General features: G+C 40.7%; 25 protein-coding genes and 2 pseudogenes. 19 read left to right on the forward strand and 8 right to left on the reverse strand.

Annotated elements, in window-relative coordinates; all coding sequences use genetic code 11:
• Window positions 1-280 precede the first annotated feature (280 nt).
• From MY7_RS02465 to MY7_RS02500, 8 genes are read left to right on the forward strand one after another with little or no spacing between them, the layout of a single operon-like run.
• Window positions 281-844, forward strand: coding sequence for an N-acyl amino acid synthase FeeM domain-containing protein (locus tag MY7_RS02465; protein WP_007609900.1), 564 nt, complete (start codon window positions 281-283; stop codon window positions 842-844).
• Between the two features lie 17 nt (window positions 845-861).
• Window positions 862-1125, forward strand: coding sequence for an acyl carrier protein (locus MY7_RS02470; RefSeq protein ID WP_029326172.1), 264 nt, complete (start codon window positions 862-864; stop codon window positions 1123-1125).
• A 1-nt stretch (window position 1126) separates the two neighbouring features.
• On the forward strand, window positions 1127-1567 hold the full coding sequence (fabZ, locus tag MY7_RS02475) for a 3-hydroxyacyl-ACP dehydratase FabZ (protein ID WP_007609902.1): 441 nt from the start codon (window positions 1127-1129) through the stop codon (window positions 1565-1567).
• Window position 1568: 1 nt separating this feature from the next.
• Window positions 1569-2768 carry a beta-ketoacyl-[acyl-carrier-protein] synthase family protein gene (locus tag MY7_RS02480; protein WP_029326173.1) on the forward strand — a complete coding sequence of 400 codons (1200 nt, stop codon included), beginning with the start codon at window positions 1569-1571 and terminating at the stop codon, window positions 2766-2768.
• A gap of 18 nt (window positions 2769-2786) precedes the next feature.
• Complete coding sequence (locus MY7_RS02485; protein ID WP_007609904.1) at window positions 2787-3737, forward strand: beta-ketoacyl synthase N-terminal-like domain-containing protein; 951 nt, start codon at window positions 2787-2789, stop codon at window positions 3735-3737.
• A 10-nt stretch (window positions 3738-3747) separates the two neighbouring features.
• Entirely contained in the window at window positions 3748-4461 is a 714-nt protein-coding gene (locus tag MY7_RS02490; RefSeq protein ID WP_007609906.1) for an SDR family oxidoreductase, read from the forward strand.
• A 36-nt stretch (window positions 4462-4497) separates the two neighbouring features.
• Window positions 4498-5451 (forward strand): ABC transporter ATP-binding protein, encoded by a 954-nt coding sequence (locus MY7_RS02495; RefSeq protein WP_007609908.1) that lies wholly within the window; start codon window positions 4498-4500, stop codon window positions 5449-5451.
• Window positions 5452-6327, forward strand: coding sequence for an ABC transporter permease (locus MY7_RS02500; RefSeq protein WP_007609910.1), 876 nt, complete (start codon window positions 5452-5454; stop codon window positions 6325-6327).
• Between the two features lie 67 nt (window positions 6328-6394).
• Here the strand turns inward: MY7_RS02500 and MY7_RS02505 are convergent.
• From MY7_RS02505 to MY7_RS02530, 6 genes and pseudogenes are all read right to left on the reverse strand, one after another.
• Window positions 6395-6673: pseudogene (locus tag MY7_RS02505) on the reverse strand (TIGR01741 family protein); the annotation flags it as partial.
• Window positions 6674-6748: 75 nt separating this feature from the next.
• Window positions 6749-7219, reverse strand: a complete 471-nt coding sequence (locus tag MY7_RS02510) for an antitoxin YezG family protein (protein WP_029326175.1) — start codon at window positions 7217-7219, stop codon at window positions 6749-6751.
• Between the two features lie 45 nt (window positions 7220-7264).
• Complete coding sequence (locus MY7_RS02515) at window positions 7265-7735, reverse strand: immunity protein YezG family protein (protein ID WP_007609914.1); 471 nt, start codon at window positions 7733-7735, stop codon at window positions 7265-7267.
• A 33-nt stretch (window positions 7736-7768) separates the two neighbouring features.
• The gene (locus MY7_RS02520) at window positions 7769-8230 is read right to left on the reverse strand and encodes an immunity protein YezG family protein (RefSeq protein ID WP_029326176.1); all 462 of its coding nucleotides are present in this window, start codon (window positions 8228-8230) and stop codon (window positions 7769-7771) included.
• A 16-nt stretch (window positions 8231-8246) separates the two neighbouring features.
• Window positions 8247-8735 carry an immunity protein YezG family protein gene (locus MY7_RS02525; RefSeq protein WP_007609918.1) on the reverse strand — a complete coding sequence of 163 codons (489 nt, stop codon included), beginning with the start codon at window positions 8733-8735 and terminating at the stop codon, window positions 8247-8249.
• A 6-nt stretch (window positions 8736-8741) separates the two neighbouring features.
• On the reverse strand, window positions 8742-10751 hold the full coding sequence (locus tag MY7_RS02530) for a T7SS effector LXG polymorphic toxin (protein WP_029326177.1): 2010 nt from the start codon (window positions 10749-10751) through the stop codon (window positions 8742-8744).
• Window positions 10752-11049: 298 nt separating this feature from the next.
• Here MY7_RS02530 and MY7_RS02535 point away from each other — a divergent pair, with 298 nt between their 5' ends.
• From MY7_RS02535 to MY7_RS02575, 9 genes and pseudogenes are all read left to right on the forward strand, one after another.
• Window positions 11050-11769, forward strand: a complete 720-nt coding sequence (locus MY7_RS02535; RefSeq protein WP_003155709.1) for a YebC/PmpR family DNA-binding transcriptional regulator — start codon at window positions 11050-11052, stop codon at window positions 11767-11769.
• Between the two features lie 323 nt (window positions 11770-12092).
• Window positions 12093-12206: pseudogene (locus MY7_RS20115) on the forward strand (hypothetical protein); the annotation flags it as partial.
• Between the two features lie 235 nt (window positions 12207-12441).
• The gene (gene ant(6), locus MY7_RS02545; protein ID WP_029326178.1) at window positions 12442-13305 is read left to right on the forward strand and encodes an aminoglycoside 6-adenylyltransferase; all 864 of its coding nucleotides are present in this window, start codon (window positions 12442-12444) and stop codon (window positions 13303-13305) included.
• 139 nt (window positions 13306-13444) lie between these two features.
• The gene (gene cotJA, locus MY7_RS02550) at window positions 13445-13693 is read left to right on the forward strand and encodes a spore coat-associated protein CotJA (RefSeq protein WP_003155704.1); all 249 of its coding nucleotides are present in this window, start codon (window positions 13445-13447) and stop codon (window positions 13691-13693) included.
• Complete coding sequence (cotJB, locus tag MY7_RS02555) at window positions 13677-13940, forward strand: spore coat protein CotJB (protein WP_007408934.1); 264 nt, start codon at window positions 13677-13679, stop codon at window positions 13938-13940. Before cotJA ends, cotJB begins: the two co-directional genes overlap by 17 nt.
• A gap of 14 nt (window positions 13941-13954) precedes the next feature.
• Window positions 13955-14524, forward strand: a complete 570-nt coding sequence (cotJC, locus tag MY7_RS02560) for a spore coat protein CotJC (RefSeq protein ID WP_003155700.1) — start codon at window positions 13955-13957, stop codon at window positions 14522-14524.
• Between the two features lie 88 nt (window positions 14525-14612).
• Window positions 14613-15146 (forward strand): GNAT family N-acetyltransferase, encoded by a 534-nt coding sequence (locus MY7_RS02565; protein ID WP_007609923.1) that lies wholly within the window; start codon window positions 14613-14615, stop codon window positions 15144-15146.
• A 28-nt stretch (window positions 15147-15174) separates the two neighbouring features.
• On the forward strand, window positions 15175-15453 hold the full coding sequence (locus MY7_RS02570) for a YesK family protein (protein ID WP_029326179.1): 279 nt from the start codon (window positions 15175-15177) through the stop codon (window positions 15451-15453).
• Between the two features lie 113 nt (window positions 15454-15566).
• Complete coding sequence (locus MY7_RS02575) at window positions 15567-16256, forward strand: YetF domain-containing protein (protein WP_007609925.1); 690 nt, start codon at window positions 15567-15569, stop codon at window positions 16254-16256.
• A gap of 32 nt (window positions 16257-16288) precedes the next feature.
• Here MY7_RS02575 and hmoA read toward each other — a convergent pair whose 3' ends face one another.
• Both hmoA and MY7_RS02585 read right to left on the reverse strand, forming a co-directional pair.
• Window positions 16289-16615 (reverse strand): heme-degrading oxygenase HmoA, encoded by a 327-nt coding sequence (gene hmoA / locus MY7_RS02580; protein ID WP_003155696.1) that lies wholly within the window; start codon window positions 16613-16615, stop codon window positions 16289-16291.
• A gap of 84 nt (window positions 16616-16699) precedes the next feature.
• Entirely contained in the window at window positions 16700-17062 is a 363-nt protein-coding gene (locus MY7_RS02585) for a VOC family protein (protein WP_029326180.1), read from the reverse strand.
• 160 nt (window positions 17063-17222) lie between these two features.
• On the opposite strand from MY7_RS02585, the gene MY7_RS02590 reads away from it, so the two are divergent.
• Together MY7_RS02590 and MY7_RS18985 are read left to right on the forward strand one after the other, a co-directional pair.
• Complete coding sequence (locus MY7_RS02590) at window positions 17223-18089, forward strand: STAS domain-containing protein (RefSeq protein WP_007408939.1); 867 nt, start codon at window positions 17223-17225, stop codon at window positions 18087-18089.
• Window positions 18090-18402: 313 nt separating this feature from the next.
• Window positions 18403-18576 carry a YezD family protein gene (locus MY7_RS18985; protein ID WP_003155693.1) on the forward strand — a complete coding sequence of 58 codons (174 nt, stop codon included), beginning with the start codon at window positions 18403-18405 and terminating at the stop codon, window positions 18574-18576.
• Window positions 18577-18583: the final 7 nt, after the last annotated feature.

Consider the following 18583-nt stretch of genomic DNA (forward strand, 5'->3'; position numbering starts at 1 on the left):
CAAAAAAACCTGCAATTAACAATAATAAGATGGCGACATCGCGCCAGGTCTTTGGCGGGATTTACGGATTTCATCTGAGTCAATATTTTGATATTTTTATGTAGAGAAGAAAATATTGGTTAAATAGAGGCAGAATATACTATTTTCAACTGATGTTGTTTTTTGATACACCTCAAAAAATACTGTGATGCACTCCAGCTAAGGTGTAGACAGAGTAAACTTTTTAAAGAGTTACAGAGTCAGGATTTAATCTTGAGATGGGACAAAGGGAGGGGTAATAATGTTTAAAGTAAAGATCTTAGAAACCGAAGAAGAGAAAAAAGAACTATATGCAACGAGATATAAAATCTTTGTTGAACAGGAAAAATCAGTACCTGCTGAAAATTATAAGGACGGTTTATTAAAGGACCATTCTGATGATCATGCTTACCAAATCGGTTGTTATGAAGGCAGTTTATTAGTTGGATTTATGACTTTAATTGTAAAAAAAGATGATGAATTATTAGAGGTTGAACAAACTCATAATTTGAAACCGCAAGTGAATGAAAAATATGCAGAAGTCATGAGATTAGTCGTGTTAGAAACATCTTTTACTAAAACGATTTCAATGAAAGGTAAAGTAATGAACCTTCTATTTGATACAGTGAAAGATATTATTATCTCTGAAAATATTACTCATCTTCTCTTGCAGAGCAGAGAGAAATCTAAAAAAATGTACGAAAAAATAGGGTTTAAACAAATCGGTGATTTTAAATTATACAGAGAAAAATCATACCAATGTCCTATGAAACTTGACGTAATGAAAGTAAGCGAAAAGGTAGTAAATATATCGGAATTTATTTAATGAAAGGGATGGAGCAAATGAGCCTGGAAACATTAATTAGTGTAGAAAAAAAAGAAAAGCTAATGGGAATGATCGCGGAAATCTTGGAAGTGGAACCAGAAGAAATAAAGGATGATACAGATCTGGTTGAAGAATTAGATGCTGACTCAATGATGGCTTTAGAAATCTTAGCCTGTGTCGAAAAGGAGTTTCAAATAAAAATACCGGAAGAAGAGTTACAAAACTTCACCACAGTAAATAATATTATTTCAATTATTGAAGAAAGAATAAAGGAAAAATAATATGAATTCATTGTCGCATGATGAGGTTTTAGAGAAATTACCGCAGAGATACCCTTTTGTAATGATAGATCGAGTGATCGAGGCTAATGAAACTTACATAACAGCTATGAAAAATGTATCAGGAAATGAACCGTGCTTCCAAGGGCATTTCCCTGAAAAGAAAATATTTCCGGGTGTGTATATTACAGAAGCGATTGCTCAAACAGCTATTCTTTTGTTTTCACAGAACGAAAATTCTGCAGAAACAAAACAAACTCTTCCTCTCCTTTACCACACAAATGTGAAATTTAAAAAGCCAATTGTACCTGGAGATCAAATGATTATTACATTAAATATAATAAAGAAAATTAGTAAGGCTGCAATTGTGAAAGCTGAAGTGAAAGTAGATGATTCTAAATGCGCATCGGGAGAATTGACCTTTACACTTGTGGGAGATGAATAATTTGAAAAGAGTTGTAGTAACCGGTACAGGAGCTATTACTTCAATAGGCCTTAATTCAAAAGATTTTTGGAGATCTTGTTTGAGTGGAGAGTCCGGCATTTCACCTATTCAAAAAGACGGACTTCAATTATTGGATCCTAAATATGGCGGTCAAATTCATAACTTCAATGCTTCTGAATGGATTAAAGTTAACGATTATAAGTCAATTGGAAGAGGTTCTCAATTATTAATTGCAAGTATGTATGATGCAATCAAAAATGCTGAATTGAAGCCTGAAACTTATAAAATGGCAGATTTATATGTTGGAACCACTATGGGTGAAATATCCATTGAAAAAACTGACTATAATCGTCATTTGGAAGAAGTTAGCCCTCAGCATCTTTTAGACCAAGGATTCTTGCATACGTTATTAGCAAATGCCTGCAGAGAATTTGAGTTGCAGGGAGAGACAATGCTTGTTGCAAATGCTTGTTCTGCAGGTAATTATGCAATTATTCAAGGTTATGAAAAGATAAGAAATGGAGAACAATCTATCTGTTTTACAGCAGGAGAAGATCCTTTCTCGACTATTGCTTATTACGGGTTTAACCGATTAAAGGCTATTGCAGCAAAAGAATGTAAACCATTTGATGCTCACAGAGATGGAATGCTTGTTGCTGAAGGAGCGGGCTGTTTAGTATTAGAAGAATTAGAACACGCCCAACAAAGAGGGGCTAATATCCTGGCAGAAGTTAAAGGGTATGGAGTTTCATGTGATGCCTATCATATCACTGCGCCGCATCCTAATTCGACAGGGATAATACAAGCCATGGAAAAAGCTATAAAAAAGGCTGGTATTACAACTGATGATGTAGATTACATCAGCGCTCATGGTACAGGTACTCAAGCCAATGATAAAGCGGAGTCGTTTGCAGTTAACCAATTATTTAATAAAAAAGTGCCGATGAGTTCAATTAAGTCCATGATAGGTCATTCTATGGGGGCTGCAAGTCTTCTTGAAGCGATTGTATGTTGTAACGCTGTAAAAGAAGACGTTGCACCTCCAACAATAAACTTTGAACTAAAAGATATAAATTGTGATGTTGATTGTATTCCAAATAATAAACGGTCATTTCCTATTGAGTATGCTATGAATAATTCTTACGCTTTTGGCGGCGCCAATTCCAGCATCATTTTTAAGAAATTCAGAGACAATTGCTAAAAATGGAGATGAGTAAAAATGAATATTATTGGAAGAGGTAAAGTCCTTTCTGAAACAATAAGCGTGGAGAGCATAAGAAATAACGTAGAGATAGACGGTATCCTTGAACCTGAGAATTTTGATATAAAACAGTATGTTAAATATAAAGGACTCCGTTCATTAACAAAAGCAACTAATTTAGCAATTGCATCAATAAGTGAGGCAATTACAGATGCGGGAAGCAGATACAGTGAACATTCTCCAGAAAGAATCGGTGTTTTTGTGGGAAGTACATTAAACCCTTTGGATGCCGCTTATCATTTTATGACAGATGTCTATGAAGCTTCTCCGGATTTTGTGAGTCCGGTTAAATTCTCTAGTTCCGTATTAAATAATATTTCCGGATGGGCTTCCATTGTTTACGGGATAACAGGCTTAAACTCAACTGTAATTTCAGGAAATCTTTCTGGAATAGACGCTTTGAAAATGGCAGCTTCATACATAAATAATAATGTTATTGATGTTGCCATTGTGACTGCTGTTGAGGGAAACGAAGCAGGATCCATTTATCAACAAGGGAACCTTCAAAAAAAAGTAAATGCTGTTACAGGTGCAATTTCGTTTATTATAGAAAAAGATGAAAATAACTATCCAAATATAGAAAATATAAATAGTTTCCAACATACTGAAGATAATAGAGATAAAATCATTATGAACTTAGAAAAAGATTTAAATGACGGAATAACAAAAAATTTAATTTATGGTTCAAATAATTGCAATGATGAAATCATTTTTAACTATTTAAAAAGTAAAAAATTTGACGATGAATTAAATGTATTGGATATATCTCGAAGCTCCGGGATGTCCAATGCTTTATCCGGGTTTTTGAAGTTGCTGGTATCAATGGACATGGAAGGTGAAACATTAGTGATCGAGACGAATGAAGTTGGAAACGATAGCATCATTAAAATAAATTCAAAAATTAGTTGAGGATCAGATTATGAAAAAAATAGCCATTATAACGGGTGGTACCGGAGATTTAGGACAATCACTTATTGATAAATTTCATCATAATAATTATATTGTTTATTTTACGTATCTTGGAAATGTCGAGAGAGCTAAAATGATTGAAGAAAAATTCCCTGGAACAAAAGCTATAAAGGTCGATGTCAGAGAATACAGCCTTGTGAAAGAATTTATCGAGCAAATATATAACACGCATGAACGAATAGATTGTCTGATTAATAATGCCGGAATTAATAAAGATAAAACAATTTCCTTTATGAATCAAAAGTCTTGGTCAGAAGTGGTCGATACAAATCTGAACGGTACTTTCAATTGTTGTAAATTCGTCTCGAAATATATGATCAATCAAGGTTATGGTTCAATTATTAATATGTCCTCGGTTTCAGGTATAAAAGGTATTGAAGGTCAGACTAATTATGGTGCGGCAAAAGCAGGGGTTAACGGGCTAACAAAAACATTAGCGAAAGAGTTGGCAAAGTATAATGTTAGGGTCAATTCCGTTTGCCCAGGCTTTATAGAATCAGACATGACAAGTAATTTGGACGAGGATAGGATGATTAATCTTATCCCAATGCAGTATGTAGGAAGTCCGGATGATGTAAGTGAATTATCACTTTTTTTGGCGGAAAATAGATCCAAATACATTACTGGGCAAATGATTGCAGTTGACGGAGGACTAACAATCTAGCATAATTTAGTAATCTTACTTTTCGAGGTGAACAGAATGGGAGAAGAACAAGACATTATAACAGTAACGGATCTGCGCAAAAAATATGGATCATTTGAAGCAGTGAAAGGGGTATCCTTTTCTGTCAAACGCGGCGAGCTGTTTGCATTTCTGGGAACGAACGGTGCAGGGAAATCGACCACTATAGATATTCTCTGTACGCTGATTAAAAAGACATCCGGAAAAGTGGTAATAGACGGTTATACACTTGGTGAGGGGAAAGAGAATAATCATATCCGCAAAAAGATCGGAGTCGTTTTCCAAGAGAGCATTTTGGATGAACGATTGACCGTTTATGAAAATATCATGAACCGCGGACAATATTATCATTTAAGCAAGGCACAAGTGCAAGAGAACTATCAGTTTGTAACAGACTATTTAAAATTGGATGATATTAAGGAGAAAAAATACAGCGATTTGTCAGGCGGACAAAGAAGAAGAGCGGATATTGCCCGTGCCATCATCCATAAACCGACTATATTATTTTTAGATGAGCCTACTACAGGTCTTGATCCGCAAACGAGAGTTTTTGTTTGGAATGCGATTAAAAGGCTGCAGGAAGAAACAAACATGACGATCTTTTTAACGACCCATTACATGGAGGAGGCCGCTGTGGCTGATAACGTTGTGGTCATCAAAGAAGGACGTCTGATCGCAGAGGGTACACCGAGTCAGCTGAAAGATCAATATGCGTTTGACAGTCTGCATATGATGTTTAAGCAAGGCGTTGATCCGGCTGCATGGTTTGAAAATAAACAACTGGATTTTACGGTTAAAAACTCTATTTATTCCCTTCGTGTAGAGTCCACTCTCCAAGCGTTTGACATTTTGAAAGGTCTTGAAGGAAAAATTGAATCTTTCGAGGTGATTAAAGGGAATATGGATGATGTGTTTATCCATATTATCGAAGAACAAGGAAGCAGTTTGCCAGTAAAGGGGAGCATTGCATAAATGAAGTCTTTATCCAGTTTAATCAGCAGAAATATAAAAATATACTTCCGTGATCGAACGCTTTTGCTTCTTTCTTTGCTGTCAGTATTTATCGTCATTCTGTTATATGCCGTGTTCTTACAGCAGACACAGCTGGACGCTATTAAGGCCTTGGTCGGTTCGACAGATGATTCCAAAGCAATGGTGAACGAATGGATGGTGGCGGGATTGCTGTCCATTACAGCTGTGACAACGACTTTAGGCGCTTTCGGAATTATGGTGAAAGATAAAGAAAGCAAGAGAACGTATGACTTTTTAACAGCTCCTTTATCAAGGGCGACCATCCAATTGAGCTATGTCATTCATTCATTTGTCATCGGCTTGATCTTTTCTTTCATCGCCTTTTTAGGCTGTGAAATTTTTCTCGTTTCAACAGGCAGCAAGCTTTTAAGCGGAACAGATATACTTGAAGTATTGGGGATCATTATTCTTTCAGTTGCACTGTCAAGTTCCATAAATTTATTTTTAACGCTGTTTATTCACACACAAAATGCATTTTCGACGTTAAGTACGATTGTCGGAACAGCCATCGGTTTTTTATGCGGAGTATATGTGCCGATCGGCGGCGTACCGGTGTTTGTGCAGAAGATTATTATGTACTTCCCTATCAGCCACACCGCCGTTCTGTTCAGAAAAGCGTTTATGACAGACTCAGTTGATAAAGTATTTAAACATGCCTCTGCGGACCAAATACAGGAATATGAAAAGCATTACGGGATCGTCTACAAGTTAAACGGCCATTTTATCAGTACGGCAGCAAGCTTGTGGATCATTGTCATTACAGCCATCATATTTACCGTCATATCTATTTTCATATTTAAAAAACAAAATAAATGACCTCTTCAGACGATACATAACGATGTAACAGGCAGCATCCGTTTACTGGATGCTGCCTGTTTTGTTTATCATTATTCTTTTTGTGCTTAATTCTTAATTCCTCAAAGAGTTCTCGGATTTCTCTTGAAAAAGTGTTGAAGATATCTTTATTTACACTGTATCGGGCAGGTATATCTTGCGAATAAATCAGTTGACGTTTTTCTGGTGTCTTGAAGTGAAAGAGAACCATGGTAGAGTCATCTAATACTTCTGCATAAAGATATATTTTTGTCCATTCACAAGGTATGATGTCATTTAATTTATCACCAATAATCTGGTACAGATCTTGCATTTTCTTATTTTCCAACCTTTCACCTTCAATCGTCGAGAAATCCTAGTTATCAAAAATAGCCCAGCAGATAAGCGCTGAGCCATTATTGATTTATAGACCGAAGTAGCTTATTACAAATTCTTTATCGTTCTCATCTTCAGGCAAAATCCCCAAGTTTTGATATTCCCATACCACTTGCCGTTGTGTTCCGTTTAAGTCTGAGGCGATGACATCGGTGTAATCGTAGTCAATTGAGAATTTACCGCTTCGTTCGAGATGCAAAGTGAGGTTTGTCCATAAGTCCTCGTTGTTTGTTTTAAATTCATCCCGTAACTCTTCAAAGTAATCATGCAATTCATATAGAAGTTCGTCATATATATCTTCATCAACATTAAAATGTTCAGGAATATCGTGTGAATATATATATTCCTGATTTTGTGGAGTAGTAAAGAAGAAGTAAACTTCTGAAGAATCATCTAAAATTTCGGCATAAAGAGCAACCTTCTCCCACTCAGAGGGGATGATTTCATTTATTTGCTCAGCGATTTTTTGATATAGTTCGCCCATTTTTTCAGTTTCCACAATATCAGAATCCTTTTTAATTTTTTTTAGCCGTTTGAAAGCTTATTATATGTTTAGATACTCTTCTATGAATTTTCTATCGTCCTCATCTTTAGGCAAAATCCCTAAATTTTGATATTTCCAAACATCTCGTCTTTGAAGGTCATCAAGTTCAGACAATAAAACATCATCATCATTATAATCAATTGAAAACTTTCCGGTGTTTTCTAATTTTAAAGTGAGATTTGTCCAAATATCTTGATTGCCTAGTTTAAATTCTTCTTTTAGTTCTTCAAAAAGCTCTTGAAGTTCAATTAGCAGTTGATCGTAAATCTCTTCGCTCACATCAAAATGTTCAGGTATATTATGAGAAAATAAATAATCACTGTTATTTGGTGTTGTAAAATAAAAGTATATATCCGCTGAGTCATCAAGTATTTCAGCATATAAAACGATCTTTTCCCATTGAAATGGAATCATTTCATTTAGATGTTCAGCAATCTTTTGATATAGTTCGCCCATTTTTTGAGTTTCCATTGATGATCCTCTACCTTTGAATTGTTGATGGCATTATTTAATATTTAGATAATCCTTAACAAATTCTTTGTCCTCTTCGTCTTCAGGGAAAATCCCCAAGTTATTGAATTCCCAAATCATTTGTCTTTCGTATTCGTCCAAATCAGATTCAATAACATCTTCATAATCATAATTAATTGAGAACGTTCCATCGCTTTCAAGATTCAGTGTCAAATTTGTCCATGCTTCGGGGTTATTTTCTTTAAATTCAGTGTGTAACTGCATAAACAACTCTTGGAGGTCTAGTAGTAGTCCGGTATAAATTTTTTTACTGACCTGAAATTGTTCTGGAATGTCATGAGAGTATATATATTCATCGTTTTCGGGTGTTTGAAAGAAAAAATAAACTTCTCTGGAACCGTCTAGTATTTCTGCATACAGAACAACTTTGCTCCATTCGGAAGGAATTATTTTTCCTATGGCATCAGTTATTTTTAGATAAGCTTTTTCTAACATCATTATCCCAACTTTATTAAATTGGATTTTCAGGATATTCTTCTAAATATTTTTTTATTAATTTTTGTAATGATGGATCCTTAGGTTCTTCCCCTAAATATTTAAATTTCCAGATGATAAGCTGATCACTGAAACTATAATCTGTCTTAAACCAATCTGTATAATCAAAGTTGACAGTTAATTTTCCTGATCTTTCTAGGCTAAGAGTGAAAGAATAAAATAATTCTTGATCATGATCTTTGAAAACATCTCTCATTTTTTCGCTTAGTTTAAATAATTCCATCTCATACTGATCGAATTCATTTTCGTCAATATCAAATTCAAACGGAATTTCAAGACTGTACTTAAAAAGATTAGGTTCATTTTGAGAATTATAAAAAAAGTAAGTGCCTCCGCCTGTCTCTGAAACCTGAGCATAGAACAAAAATTTCTCCCATGGTTCAGGTATCATTTCGTTAACGGTTTCAGCTATGCTTCTATATAATGCATTTAATTCATTTTCCAAAAAGAATCAACCTCCAGCTTGATTTTTTATAAATTTCTTAAATAATCCTTTGCCTTCAATTCTGTAAATAACCTCAAAGGAGTCTGGCCTTAGAGAGTCTCCTAAATATTTCGGTCGAATTCTTACTGAGACTTTCCTCGGTGGTTCCTCTTTTAGAGCCGCCGCCCATTCGGTCTCCATTTTGTACCATTCTCCGCCAGAACGGTTAATTTGACTATTTTGAGCAACTAGGTTATCTAGTTCTCCAGAACCTCTGAATTGTGATCCTATCAAATGCCCGCCATCGTCATCAGGTAATCGATCTTGAGGCTTTCCAGCGTTTGATTGCGCATATTGATTTCGTTTTGCTTCTCCTAATTGTAAATCAGCTTCAACTTTTGTAATTCTACCATAGTTGTCTGTATTGTACGTGTAGCCTTCTTTTGTTTTGTAGATGACATTCGGCTTCAATACTTTCTTTCTGGTCCATTTCGCAAAATGCTCGCCGTATTTAACCGTTACCGGCGGTACATGCGGTGCCGGTGTCCGCCTGCCGCTTGCGGAGGTTCCGTACGGTTTCGGCAGGATGACCTTGGCGAATTTCTGAAGTCCTTCTTTAAGTGTGACCCCGTTGACTGCGTTGTAAGGAACGCCCGCCGGCACTAAGTCGTGACGCGGATGATACGGGAGAATATCAGCCAGGGTGAGATCTCCCATTTGATTTAACTTGGTTTTGACGCGTTTTTTTGATACTTCCATGCCTGTGTTTACTTTTTGTTTGATGTGATCAACGGTTTGTTTTGAGACCGTTATCGCTTTTTGTGCTGTGGCGGATTTGCTTGCTGCTGTTTTGACTTTGGTTGTCACTTTGGCGGCTGTGCCTGTTTTTGAGACGGCGCCGACGCCTTTTGTGCCGACAACTGATGTCACAACGGTGCCCACTGCATATGACATCCATCTTGCTCTGGAGTAGGTGTCGCCATTCACCATGTCTTTTTGGTACGATTCTTCGATTGCCGCTGAAATGGCTTCATACGTTTTGATCGGGTGAGCCACCGCTCCTGTAATGGCTTCAACCGTTCCGCCCGGATCTGTGACCATATCCCACAGGCCTGTGACCGCGTCTTTTCCGGAATCATAAAGGCCGACGGCAACGCCTTTGAAACCGTCTGTAAGTTCACGCGTGTTTTCAATTTGAGTGAAGTAGCGCTGCTGTTCTTTTGTCAGGTTTTTATAACCGATTGTTTTGGCCATTGAGTAGAATTCATCGGCATTCGCATAATCATAGTTTTTCAGTCTTTCTTTCAGTTTTTCAATCTCCCGCTCTTTCGCTTCTTCCTTTTTAATCGTCAAATAAGCATCCGAATGTCTTGCGATATTGCCTTTTTTCTTATGGATGTCGCTTTCTCGGTACGCTTTGGCGTTGTAGTGAAGCGGCGTGGCGCCTTTTCCTTTGCCTGTTGCGTTTTGGAGTTGCTGAAAATCGGCCTGGATGAACTGTTCGTTCGCTTCGGTTTCTGCGTATTCTTTCGTTAGATCGTGATCGAGCTTGCCGAGCTTTTGTATAGTTTCGCTTCTTTTTTTGTCAGCTGAAGAAAGCTTTTGATCTGTGCTTTCGGTTGAAAACAGATCAAGCGAGATGATGTCTTCGATCTCTCCGAGGATGGAGCGCATGTCCTTTTTTTGTCCTTCCATAATGGCCTTTGATTTACTGAGGGCGTGGGTGAGCTCATGCTCCAGAAATGATTCTTCCACATGCGAATTGGAAAGTCCGGCGTCTTCGACCTTGCCGGGAAGGCTTGTGAGAAATGCGATTTTCATGTCGATCAGATCAAGCCAGCTGTCTGTGACGCCTGCTTGGTCCTTGAAAAAAGCTTTGATATTATTTGCGCCTCGGCCTGAGAAATCATTGTCACCGAGATCAGCCATGCCTTGAAACGCTTTTTTCAGATTGACCATCTGGCCGCGGAGTTCTTTATATTCACTCGCGCGCTGTTTGGCGGCGGCGAGGAGGGTGGTTGCTTCGAAAACTTTCATGACCATATCCTTTCTTTTGTTCGATATCAAAATTTTACCACGTGAGTCAGGATATACAGTGTAGGAAATAGGTAATAAGAATAAAATGAATCTTTTGGCTTGCGACTTCCTTCCTGTATGAAGGGAGGCTTTTTATGTTTTGTACAATAACCCTCAAATTCGGCTTACTGCGCTCCGGTGATTTTAAGCGTGCCTGTTTTTTCTAATGTCTTACACTCGAAACAACCCAACCGCTGAGGTATAATAGAAGCAGAGTATTTATCATACAGATTCAATTCGTGAAAGAGAGTGGAACAAAATGGGCCGTAAGTGGAACAACATTAAAGAAAAGAAAGCATCAAAGGACGCAAATACGAGCCGGATTTACGCGAAGTTCGGCCGTGAGATTTATGTGGCGGCAAAACAAGGCGAGCCAGATCCGGAATCGAACCAGGCGTTAAAAGTGGTGCTTGAGCGCGCGAAGACGTACAGTGTGCCGAAAAATATTATTGAGCGTGCGATTGAAAAGGCGAAAGGCGGCGCGGAGGAGAACTTTGACGAGCTGCGTTACGAAGGTTTCGGGCCGAACGGTTCAATGATCATCGTTGATGCGTTAACGAATAATGTAAACCGCACGGCGCCTGAAGTGCGCGCCGCATTCGGGAAAAACGGCGGAAATATGGGTGTGAGCGGGTCTGTCGCTTACATGTTCGATGCGACTGCCGTTATCGGCGTTGAAGGCAAGACGGCGGATGAAGCGCTGGAATTGCTGATGGAAGCTGATGTGGACGTGCGCGATATTTTAGAAGAGGATGACAGTGTTATCGTATATGCCGAGCCTGATCAATTCCATGCGGTACAGGAGGCATTCAAAAATGCCGGCGTTGAAGAGTTCACGGTTGCGGAGCTGACGATGCTTGCGCAAAATGAAGTCGAGCTTCCGGAAGATGCGAAAGCTCAATTTGAAAAGCTGATCGATGTGCTGGAAGATCTGGAAGACGTACAGCAGGTTTATCACAATGTAGATTTAGGCGAATAAAGACAAAAAGGCCGGGGCGGCATAAGTTCCGGCCTTTTTATTTTGCTTATGCGGCCGGCCTGTATCGAATTTCTCCGTAAGCAATTATTGATTATTTCGCCAAAACTGGGCGGATGCCCATACGTTTCCTTCCGGATGTCATAAACTGGACTGTAACCTATGTGAAGGAGCGATAAATCATGAATGAAAGAAGACCGATTTACGGCGGAGGCTTTGGCGGCGGCTATGGAGGCTTCGGAGGCTACCCGGGGTACGGTTTTGGCGGCTACGGAGGCTACGGAGGATATCCGGGACATGGTTTCGGCGGAGGCTACGGATACCCGGGATACGGTTTTGGCGGTTACGGCGGTTACGGCGGTTATGGCGGCTACGGCGGCTACGGAGGCTTCGGGGGATATCCGGGGTACGGTTTCGGCGGCTATGGCGGAGGCTACGGCGGCTACCCGTTCCATCATCATCATCGGGACAGCCAATATATCTGATCATTCGGGAAAAAGCACTCTTGGAACAGCAAGAGTGCTCTTCTCATGTTATTGCAGCTGTGTTACGATTGGAGCAAAATCATCAAGTACATAGGACTTTTCTGTAAATCATGCAAGCCCACAACCTTTTCTTTCTGTTGTTTATAAACTGATGATCTGTATAAAATCTCTTTATCGGGAGGTTTTACATGTGAGAAGTGAAGACGAAATGATGAAATTGATTCTTGATATTGCGATGAAGGACGAGAGAATCCGTCTTGTCACTTTAGAGGGATCAAGAACCAATAAAAATGTACCGAGAGACAAATTTCAAGACTATGATATTTCTTATTTTGTGACCGATATGGACTCTTTCACATCTGACGAAAGCTGGCTGGATCAGTTTGGCGAAAGATTGATGATGCAAAAACCTGAAGATATGGAACTTTTCCCTCCGGAGCTCGGAGACTGGTTCTCCTATCTAATGCTATTTAAAGATCATCATAAAATCGACTTAACTTTGATCCCTCTGAGTCAAACAGAGGATTATTTTACACAGAGTGATGGTTTGGCGGAAATAGTATTAGACAAGGATGACCGAATCAATAGTAAGATTATTGCGAGTGATGAACAATATCATATAAAGAAACCGACCCCCAGAGAGTTTGATGATTGCTGCAATGAATTTTGGATGGTTTCAACCTATGTGATTAAAGGATTAATGCGTAAAGAAATACTGTTTGCGCTGGATCATATGAATGACATTTTAAGGCCTAATGTTTTGCGTATGATTGCGTGGAATATCGGGATAGAGGATCAGTTTTCATTAAGTGTAGGGAAGAATTATAAGTATATTCAACATTACATGAATGCGAAAGATTGGGAAATCCTGCTGAATACTTATGTCGGCAATACTTATGAAAGCGTGTGGAAGGCATTGTTTGACTGCCAAGGTCTCTTTAGAGCATATTCAAAGTCAGTGGCTGATTTATTGAGATATGAATATCCTGAATATGATCAACAAATTACGGAATATACATTGAAACATTATCAGCGTTTTCAAGCAGATTTTTAAATTATGGTTTTTTACTTCAAATTCCAGATGAGTTGCATTGAGTCCGTTTTTAACGGGCTTTTTTATTTTCTTACAGGGCATAAATGCCGATACAGATTCATACCTATTAAGGTCATGTGTTTAGGAAAGGAGGATCGTAATGAAAGAAAATCAGCCGTTTACACCGGTCAAATCCTATAAACCCTTCCACAGCCGGTTTGATCCCTGCCCGCCGATCGGGAGAAAATACTACAGAACGCCGCCGCATCTTTATATGCGGTTTCAGCCGTATCACTTGGAGCAGTTTTCTCCGATGGAGGCATTGAGAAAAGGGACCCTTTGGAAGGATCTTTACGATTTCTATGATAATCCTTATCGGGGGGGAATCGAATATGGCGAAAAAGATTGATGATGAATACTATCGGCTGCTGGAGCAAATCCAGGCGGCGGACTTTGTCTTGGTGGAGCTGACGCTTTATCTGGATACGCATCCCCATGACCGTCTCGCGCTTCAGCAGTTTCATGAATATTCCCGGTACTCAAGACAGCTGAGAAAGCGGTTTGAGCCTGAGTACGGACCGCTTCTGCAATTCGGCGTGAGTCAGGTCGGCGCTCAATGGGACTGGGGCCGCGGTCCTTGGCCATGGCAAGTATAAGGAGGGATCTGTAAATGTGGGTATATGAAAAAAAGCTGCAGTATCCGGTTAAAGTCAGTACATGCAACCCGATGCTGGCTAAGTTTCTCATTGAACAATACGGCGGGGCGGACGGCGAATTGGCCGCAGCGCTCCGGTACTTAAACCAGCGCTACACGATTCCTGACAAGGTGATCGGCCTGCTGACGGATATCGGCACGGAGGAGTTTGCGCATTTAGAAATGATTGCGACGATGATTTATAAGCTGACAAAAGATGCGACCCCGGAGCAGCTGCGTGATGCAGGGCTCAGTGATCATTACGTCAACCATGACAGCGCGCTGTTTTATCACAATGCGGCCGGAGTTCCGTTCACAGCGTCTTACATACAGGCGAAGGGAGATCCGATCGCTGATTTATATGAGGATATTGCGGCTGAAGAAAAGGCGAGAGCGACGTATCAATGGATTATTGATATTTCCGATGATCCTGACCTGAATGATTCACTCCGTTTTCTGCGTGAGCGTGAAATCGTCCACTCTATGCGTTTCAGGGAAGCGGTTGAGATTTTAAAAGAAGAACGTGATAAGAAGAAAATTTTTTAAACGGCCCTCAAATACGACGGCTGTTTTTTTCCTTTCTGCGTTTGGTCTATAATAAAGGTGTCGAATATTCTGATTACAGGAGGGTTTTATGACACCATTTACGATCACGGAGGAGAAGGCGGGGGCATTCCGGGTCACCTCCGCCCGGAAGGATGATGAAGAAGAGGTCATGGATCTGCTCGTACAAGCGGCAGAATGGCTTCGCGATAAAGGGTCGAACCAGTGGAGCGGCCTTCTAGAAGGGGAAGATACCCACAATATGCGGGAGGCGATCGCCCAAGGGTATGTTTTTTTATTCAGGCAGAATGAAGAGCTGGCCGGCGTCGTCATGCTGCTTCCCGAAGCAAGCGGGTGGGACAGACGTCTATGGGGCGATGAAGGACATGAGGAGTCCGTATATCTCCACCGGCTGGCGATTAACAGGCGGTTTGCAGGGGCGGGGCTCGGCCGGACGATCATGACTTGGGCGGAGACGGGTGTGTCTTGTCCGGGAAAAACGAAAATCCGGCTCGATTGCGTGTCCGAAAACAAGGCGCTTCAGTCGTTTTACAGCGGAATGGGGTACGAATCAAAAGGACTCGCGCCGGGTTATCATTTGTTTGAAAAAAAGGTGAGTAAATAAAAAGCTTCTCATGACGGAGGTAAAAGACATGGGGTTTTTTTATCTGATCTGTCTGGCCGCATTTTGTCTTAACTTTGCCGTATCGGCTGTGCTCCGCAAGAATTGGCCGAAAAAGATGTGGCCTGAGTGCCTTTTGGCAGTGCTGGGCCTGACTGCTTTCGGTACGGTTGTTTACAGCATTTTCGGTGTCGGCGGCTGGGAAGGAATGGGCTTGGGGCTTGCCGCGATGTTTGCGGGTTCCGGAGCGGCCGCCGGTTATGCCGCTGAGGTGTGCTTACGGGTCGTCAGATCGAATCAAAAACAGTAAGCAGAAGTGAAAAAACGCGGCCTCGGCTGCGTTTTTTTGTGTGTTGCCGGCCGCTGTATAGAAAACAGGCGAATGTCCATAATGGTAATGACTTTTAAGAAGAAGGTGCGAATATGGGACATTTACTTACAGTGGCTTGGGAGTTAGTATGCGGTTTGGGTATTTTATTTGTGATTTTAAAATTGCTTGGAAAAACTCAATTCTCGCAAATTACGCCGTTTGATTTTATTTCCGCGCTCATCCTCGGCGAACTGGTCGGAAATGCGGTGTATGATAAAGGCGTCAGGATTTTTGAAATCATTTTTGCCTCTCTGTTATGGGGGATTTTAATTTATCTCATCGAACTGATTACGCAGAAAGTAAAAAGCTCCAGAAAGCTGTTGGAAGGCGAGCCGAGTATTATCATACATAAAGGAAAACTGAAATATGATGTGCTGAAAAAGAATAAACTGGACATTAATCAATTGCAAAGCCTTCTCAGACAGGCGAATTGCTTTTCCATACAGGAAGCGGAGTACGCGATTTTAGAAACAAACGGGATGGTCAGTGTCCTGCCGAAATTTCAATATGACACGACGAAAAACGGCGACATGCAAATAAAGCCGAAGCAGGTCTCTTTGCCGGTCACACTGATTATTGACGGCGAAGTGCTGTATGAAAATCTGAAAGAAGCCGGGCTGGAAGAAAAGCAGCTGACTCAGGAGCTGAAAAAGCTGAACATCAAAAAAACGGAGGACGTGCTGTATGCGGAATGGAAGCCCGATAAACCGCTGTTTGTCCTGCCGTATGAGGAGAAAAAATAAAAAGAGCATTGCCCTGGGGCAAATGCTCTTTATTATTTTTCGTGTACGCCTGTTTTAACGGCTCTGACATGATACATACCGACATCCGTTCCAAGCATATAATCAGGTTTCGGCTTGCCTTGGTTTGCTTTGTGGGCCGCGATGTGGTCTTCGCTTTTTTCCCATTGTTTCCAATGGTCTTCTGACTCCCAGCGGATTAACACGACGACTTCTTCATCACCGCGGCGGACTTTTTTTTCCAGGACTGTTACGTCTATCAAACCTTCCTGCTTTTCAATCACGCCTTCTGAACTGAAGCGTTCGATTACTTTGTCGGCATGTCCTTCTTTTACGGTCATTTTTCTGATTTGCACAAACATCTGGCAACTCTCCAATCCTTTTCACGCTTTATCCAACATTTTAAATGAAAATGATTCTCAAAGTCAATTGGGATGCCTGACGGATTACGATTTCAGGAGAAAGACATGACCATCCTCATCTTTAAATTGCACGAAGCTGCCCCATTCCATTTGTTTCGGTTCATCTAAAAAGGTGATGCCGTTCTTTTTCATCTGTTCGTATGCGGCAAAGACATCTTCACACTCAAATACGATAGAAGCCTTCATATGCTCGGCCCCTTTCATCATCGCCTTCGGATAAATAACCAAATGAGTGGCGGCTCCTTTGGGCGCTACCTCAAGCCAGAAGGCGCCCGGGCCCATCGGATGCTCGGCGACGGTTTCAAACCCTGCTTTTTCCGTCCAGAATGTTTTCGCTTTTTGCTGATCATCAGTGTATACGGCGACTGTCGCGATTTTTTTGATCATCATACTGACCTCCTGTTTCATTTCTTTTATAGTGTATCCTCCTGCCGAAAAAAGCAATCAAAAGCTTTAATGTGCAGGTTTTTTTAATTTCTCTAGTGCGATCGGCGATTCCGATTTATAATTTAGACAAAAGTACATATTCTTGAAAGAGGAGAAGGCAGTGAACAAAGACCAATTACTTCATGATTATATTATTACACATTCGGCAGAGCTGACGGAAAAATGGCTCAAGCTGAGACGGAAGCTGAGAGGGCGTTTTTATTCTGCGGATCAATTAAGTGAGGAAATGAAACGGCTGCTGATCGAGCAGCATACCTTTACAAACACGGTCATCGCAAGCGCTTTTTTGGAAGATCCGGCCGTTTTTCAGCATAACAAAGAAAAATGGGCCGCACAGGTAGCGAAAAGCAGAGTGGAGCAAGACGCGGAGGTTCATGAGGTCGTTGAGGCGATCGGCAATTCAAGAACCGTCTTTTGGGAGGCGGTCACCCGTTTTATGGATGAGCATCAGGACATCGTAACAAACGAGGATGCCCGCCGCTGGAATCACCTTGTCAACGGCTCGTTTGATCAGCTGATGACGGATTTTACTGAACAGTTTCAGAAATTAATGATCGCGAGGCTGTCATCTCAGCAGGAGCTTATTTCCGAATTGAGCTGTCCGGTTATTTTGATCGCGGATACGATCGGCACTCTGCCGCTCATCGGATCGATTGATACGAGACGGGCGCGCGTGATTTTGGAGTCGGTGCCGGAAAACTGTGTCGCCAAACGGATCACAAATCTTGTGATTGATCTGTCCGGTGTACCCATTGTCGATACGATGGTGGCGCAGCAATTGTATATGCTGTCGAAAACGTTATTTCTCCTCGGCATCAGAACCGTGTTTTCCGGCATTCGGCCTGATGTGGCACAGACTTCTATCCAATTGGGGCTTGATTTTTCAGAGTATCAAACCTACGGCTCCCTGGAGCAGGCGCTCGCCAGCATGGGTGTCACATGTGTGATCGAGGAAGCAAAAGCATAGAAAAAAAGGTGCTCCGGCCAGAGGCGGGGCGCTTTTTTTGTCAGCGGAAAACAACGTAAATATGTCGGAACGTGAAGATTGCGTTCTTAAAATCAGCTATATGACGCCTTGGGGGCGGGCGTCGGCGACACGGTTTATGTCAAAGCGAAGGAAGTGAAAGTATTCGCAAAGAAAACATATCCAAAAATTGTGTAAATGTTATTGATTTCTGAATGAAAACATAATAGTATAATTATATATTTCTTATCAGAATAGTATGAATTAAAACACTCATTGTCAAAAGACGAACGGCCAGACATAAAGGGGGAGCATGATGACGTCCAAAGGAAACGTAGATCCGCATGTGATCGAAAAGATTATCAGTGCGCTGGAAACGCTCGATTTCGGGACTGTTCAGATTACGGTTCATAATTCCCAAGTGACACAAATTGATAAGGTGGAGAAATATCGATTTTCCCTGAAGAGCAAAGAAGTAAAACAATCTTAAAAAACAG

Source organism: Bacillus sp. 5B6 (genome assembly GCF_000259405.1).
GTDB lineage: Bacteria > Bacillota > Bacilli > Bacillales > Bacillaceae > Bacillus > Bacillus velezensis.

What these genes read in the sequence shown, in the direction of transcription:
- MY7_RS02465 (WP_007609900.1), top strand. Translation starts at nt 281, where the DNA reads ATGTTTAAAGTAAAGATCTTAGAAACCGAAGAAGAGAAAAAAGAACTA.
- MY7_RS02470 (WP_029326172.1), top strand. Translation starts at nt 862, where the DNA reads ATGAGCCTGGAAACATTAATTAGTGTAGAAAAAAAAGAAAAGCTAATG.
- fabZ (WP_007609902.1), top strand. Translation starts at nt 1,127, where the DNA reads ATGAATTCATTGTCGCATGATGAGGTTTTAGAGAAATTACCGCAGAGA.
- MY7_RS02485 (WP_007609904.1), top strand. Translation starts at nt 2,787, where the DNA reads ATGAATATTATTGGAAGAGGTAAAGTCCTTTCTGAAACAATAAGCGTG.
- MY7_RS02490 (WP_007609906.1), top strand. Translation starts at nt 3,748, where the DNA reads ATGAAAAAAATAGCCATTATAACGGGTGGTACCGGAGATTTAGGACAA.
- MY7_RS02495 (WP_007609908.1), top strand. Translation starts at nt 4,498, where the DNA reads ATGGGAGAAGAACAAGACATTATAACAGTAACGGATCTGCGCAAAAAA.
- MY7_RS02500 (WP_007609910.1), top strand. Translation starts at nt 5,452, where the DNA reads ATGAAGTCTTTATCCAGTTTAATCAGCAGAAATATAAAAATATACTTC.
- MY7_RS02515 (WP_007609914.1), bottom strand. Translation starts at nt 7,735, where the DNA reads ATGGAAACTCAAAAAATGGGCGAACTATATCAAAAGATTGCTGAACAT.
- MY7_RS02520 (WP_029326176.1), bottom strand. Translation starts at nt 8,230, where the DNA reads ATGTTAGAAAAAGCTTATCTAAAAATAACTGATGCCATAGGAAAAATA.
- MY7_RS02530 (WP_029326177.1), bottom strand. Translation starts at nt 10,751, where the DNA reads ATGAAAGTTTTCGAAGCAACCACCCTCCTCGCCGCCGCCAAACAGCGC.
- MY7_RS02535 (WP_003155709.1), top strand. Translation starts at nt 11,050, where the DNA reads ATGGGCCGTAAGTGGAACAACATTAAAGAAAAGAAAGCATCAAAGGAC.
- cotJA (WP_003155704.1), top strand. Translation starts at nt 13,445, where the DNA reads ATGAAAGAAAATCAGCCGTTTACACCGGTCAAATCCTATAAACCCTTC.
- cotJB (WP_007408934.1), top strand. Translation starts at nt 13,677, where the DNA reads ATGGCGAAAAAGATTGATGATGAATACTATCGGCTGCTGGAGCAAATC.
- cotJC (WP_003155700.1), top strand. Translation starts at nt 13,955, where the DNA reads ATGTGGGTATATGAAAAAAAGCTGCAGTATCCGGTTAAAGTCAGTACA.
- MY7_RS02565 (WP_007609923.1), top strand. Translation starts at nt 14,613, where the DNA reads ATGACACCATTTACGATCACGGAGGAGAAGGCGGGGGCATTCCGGGTC.
- MY7_RS02570 (WP_029326179.1), top strand. Translation starts at nt 15,175, where the DNA reads ATGGGGTTTTTTTATCTGATCTGTCTGGCCGCATTTTGTCTTAACTTT.
- MY7_RS02575 (WP_007609925.1), top strand. Translation starts at nt 15,567, where the DNA reads ATGGGACATTTACTTACAGTGGCTTGGGAGTTAGTATGCGGTTTGGGT.
- hmoA (WP_003155696.1), bottom strand. Translation starts at nt 16,615, where the DNA reads ATGTTTGTGCAAATCAGAAAAATGACCGTAAAAGAAGGACATGCCGAC.
- MY7_RS02585 (WP_029326180.1), bottom strand. Translation starts at nt 17,062, where the DNA reads ATGATCAAAAAAATCGCGACAGTCGCCGTATACACTGATGATCAGCAA.
- MY7_RS18985 (WP_003155693.1), top strand. Translation starts at nt 18,403, where the DNA reads ATGACGTCCAAAGGAAACGTAGATCCGCATGTGATCGAAAAGATTATC.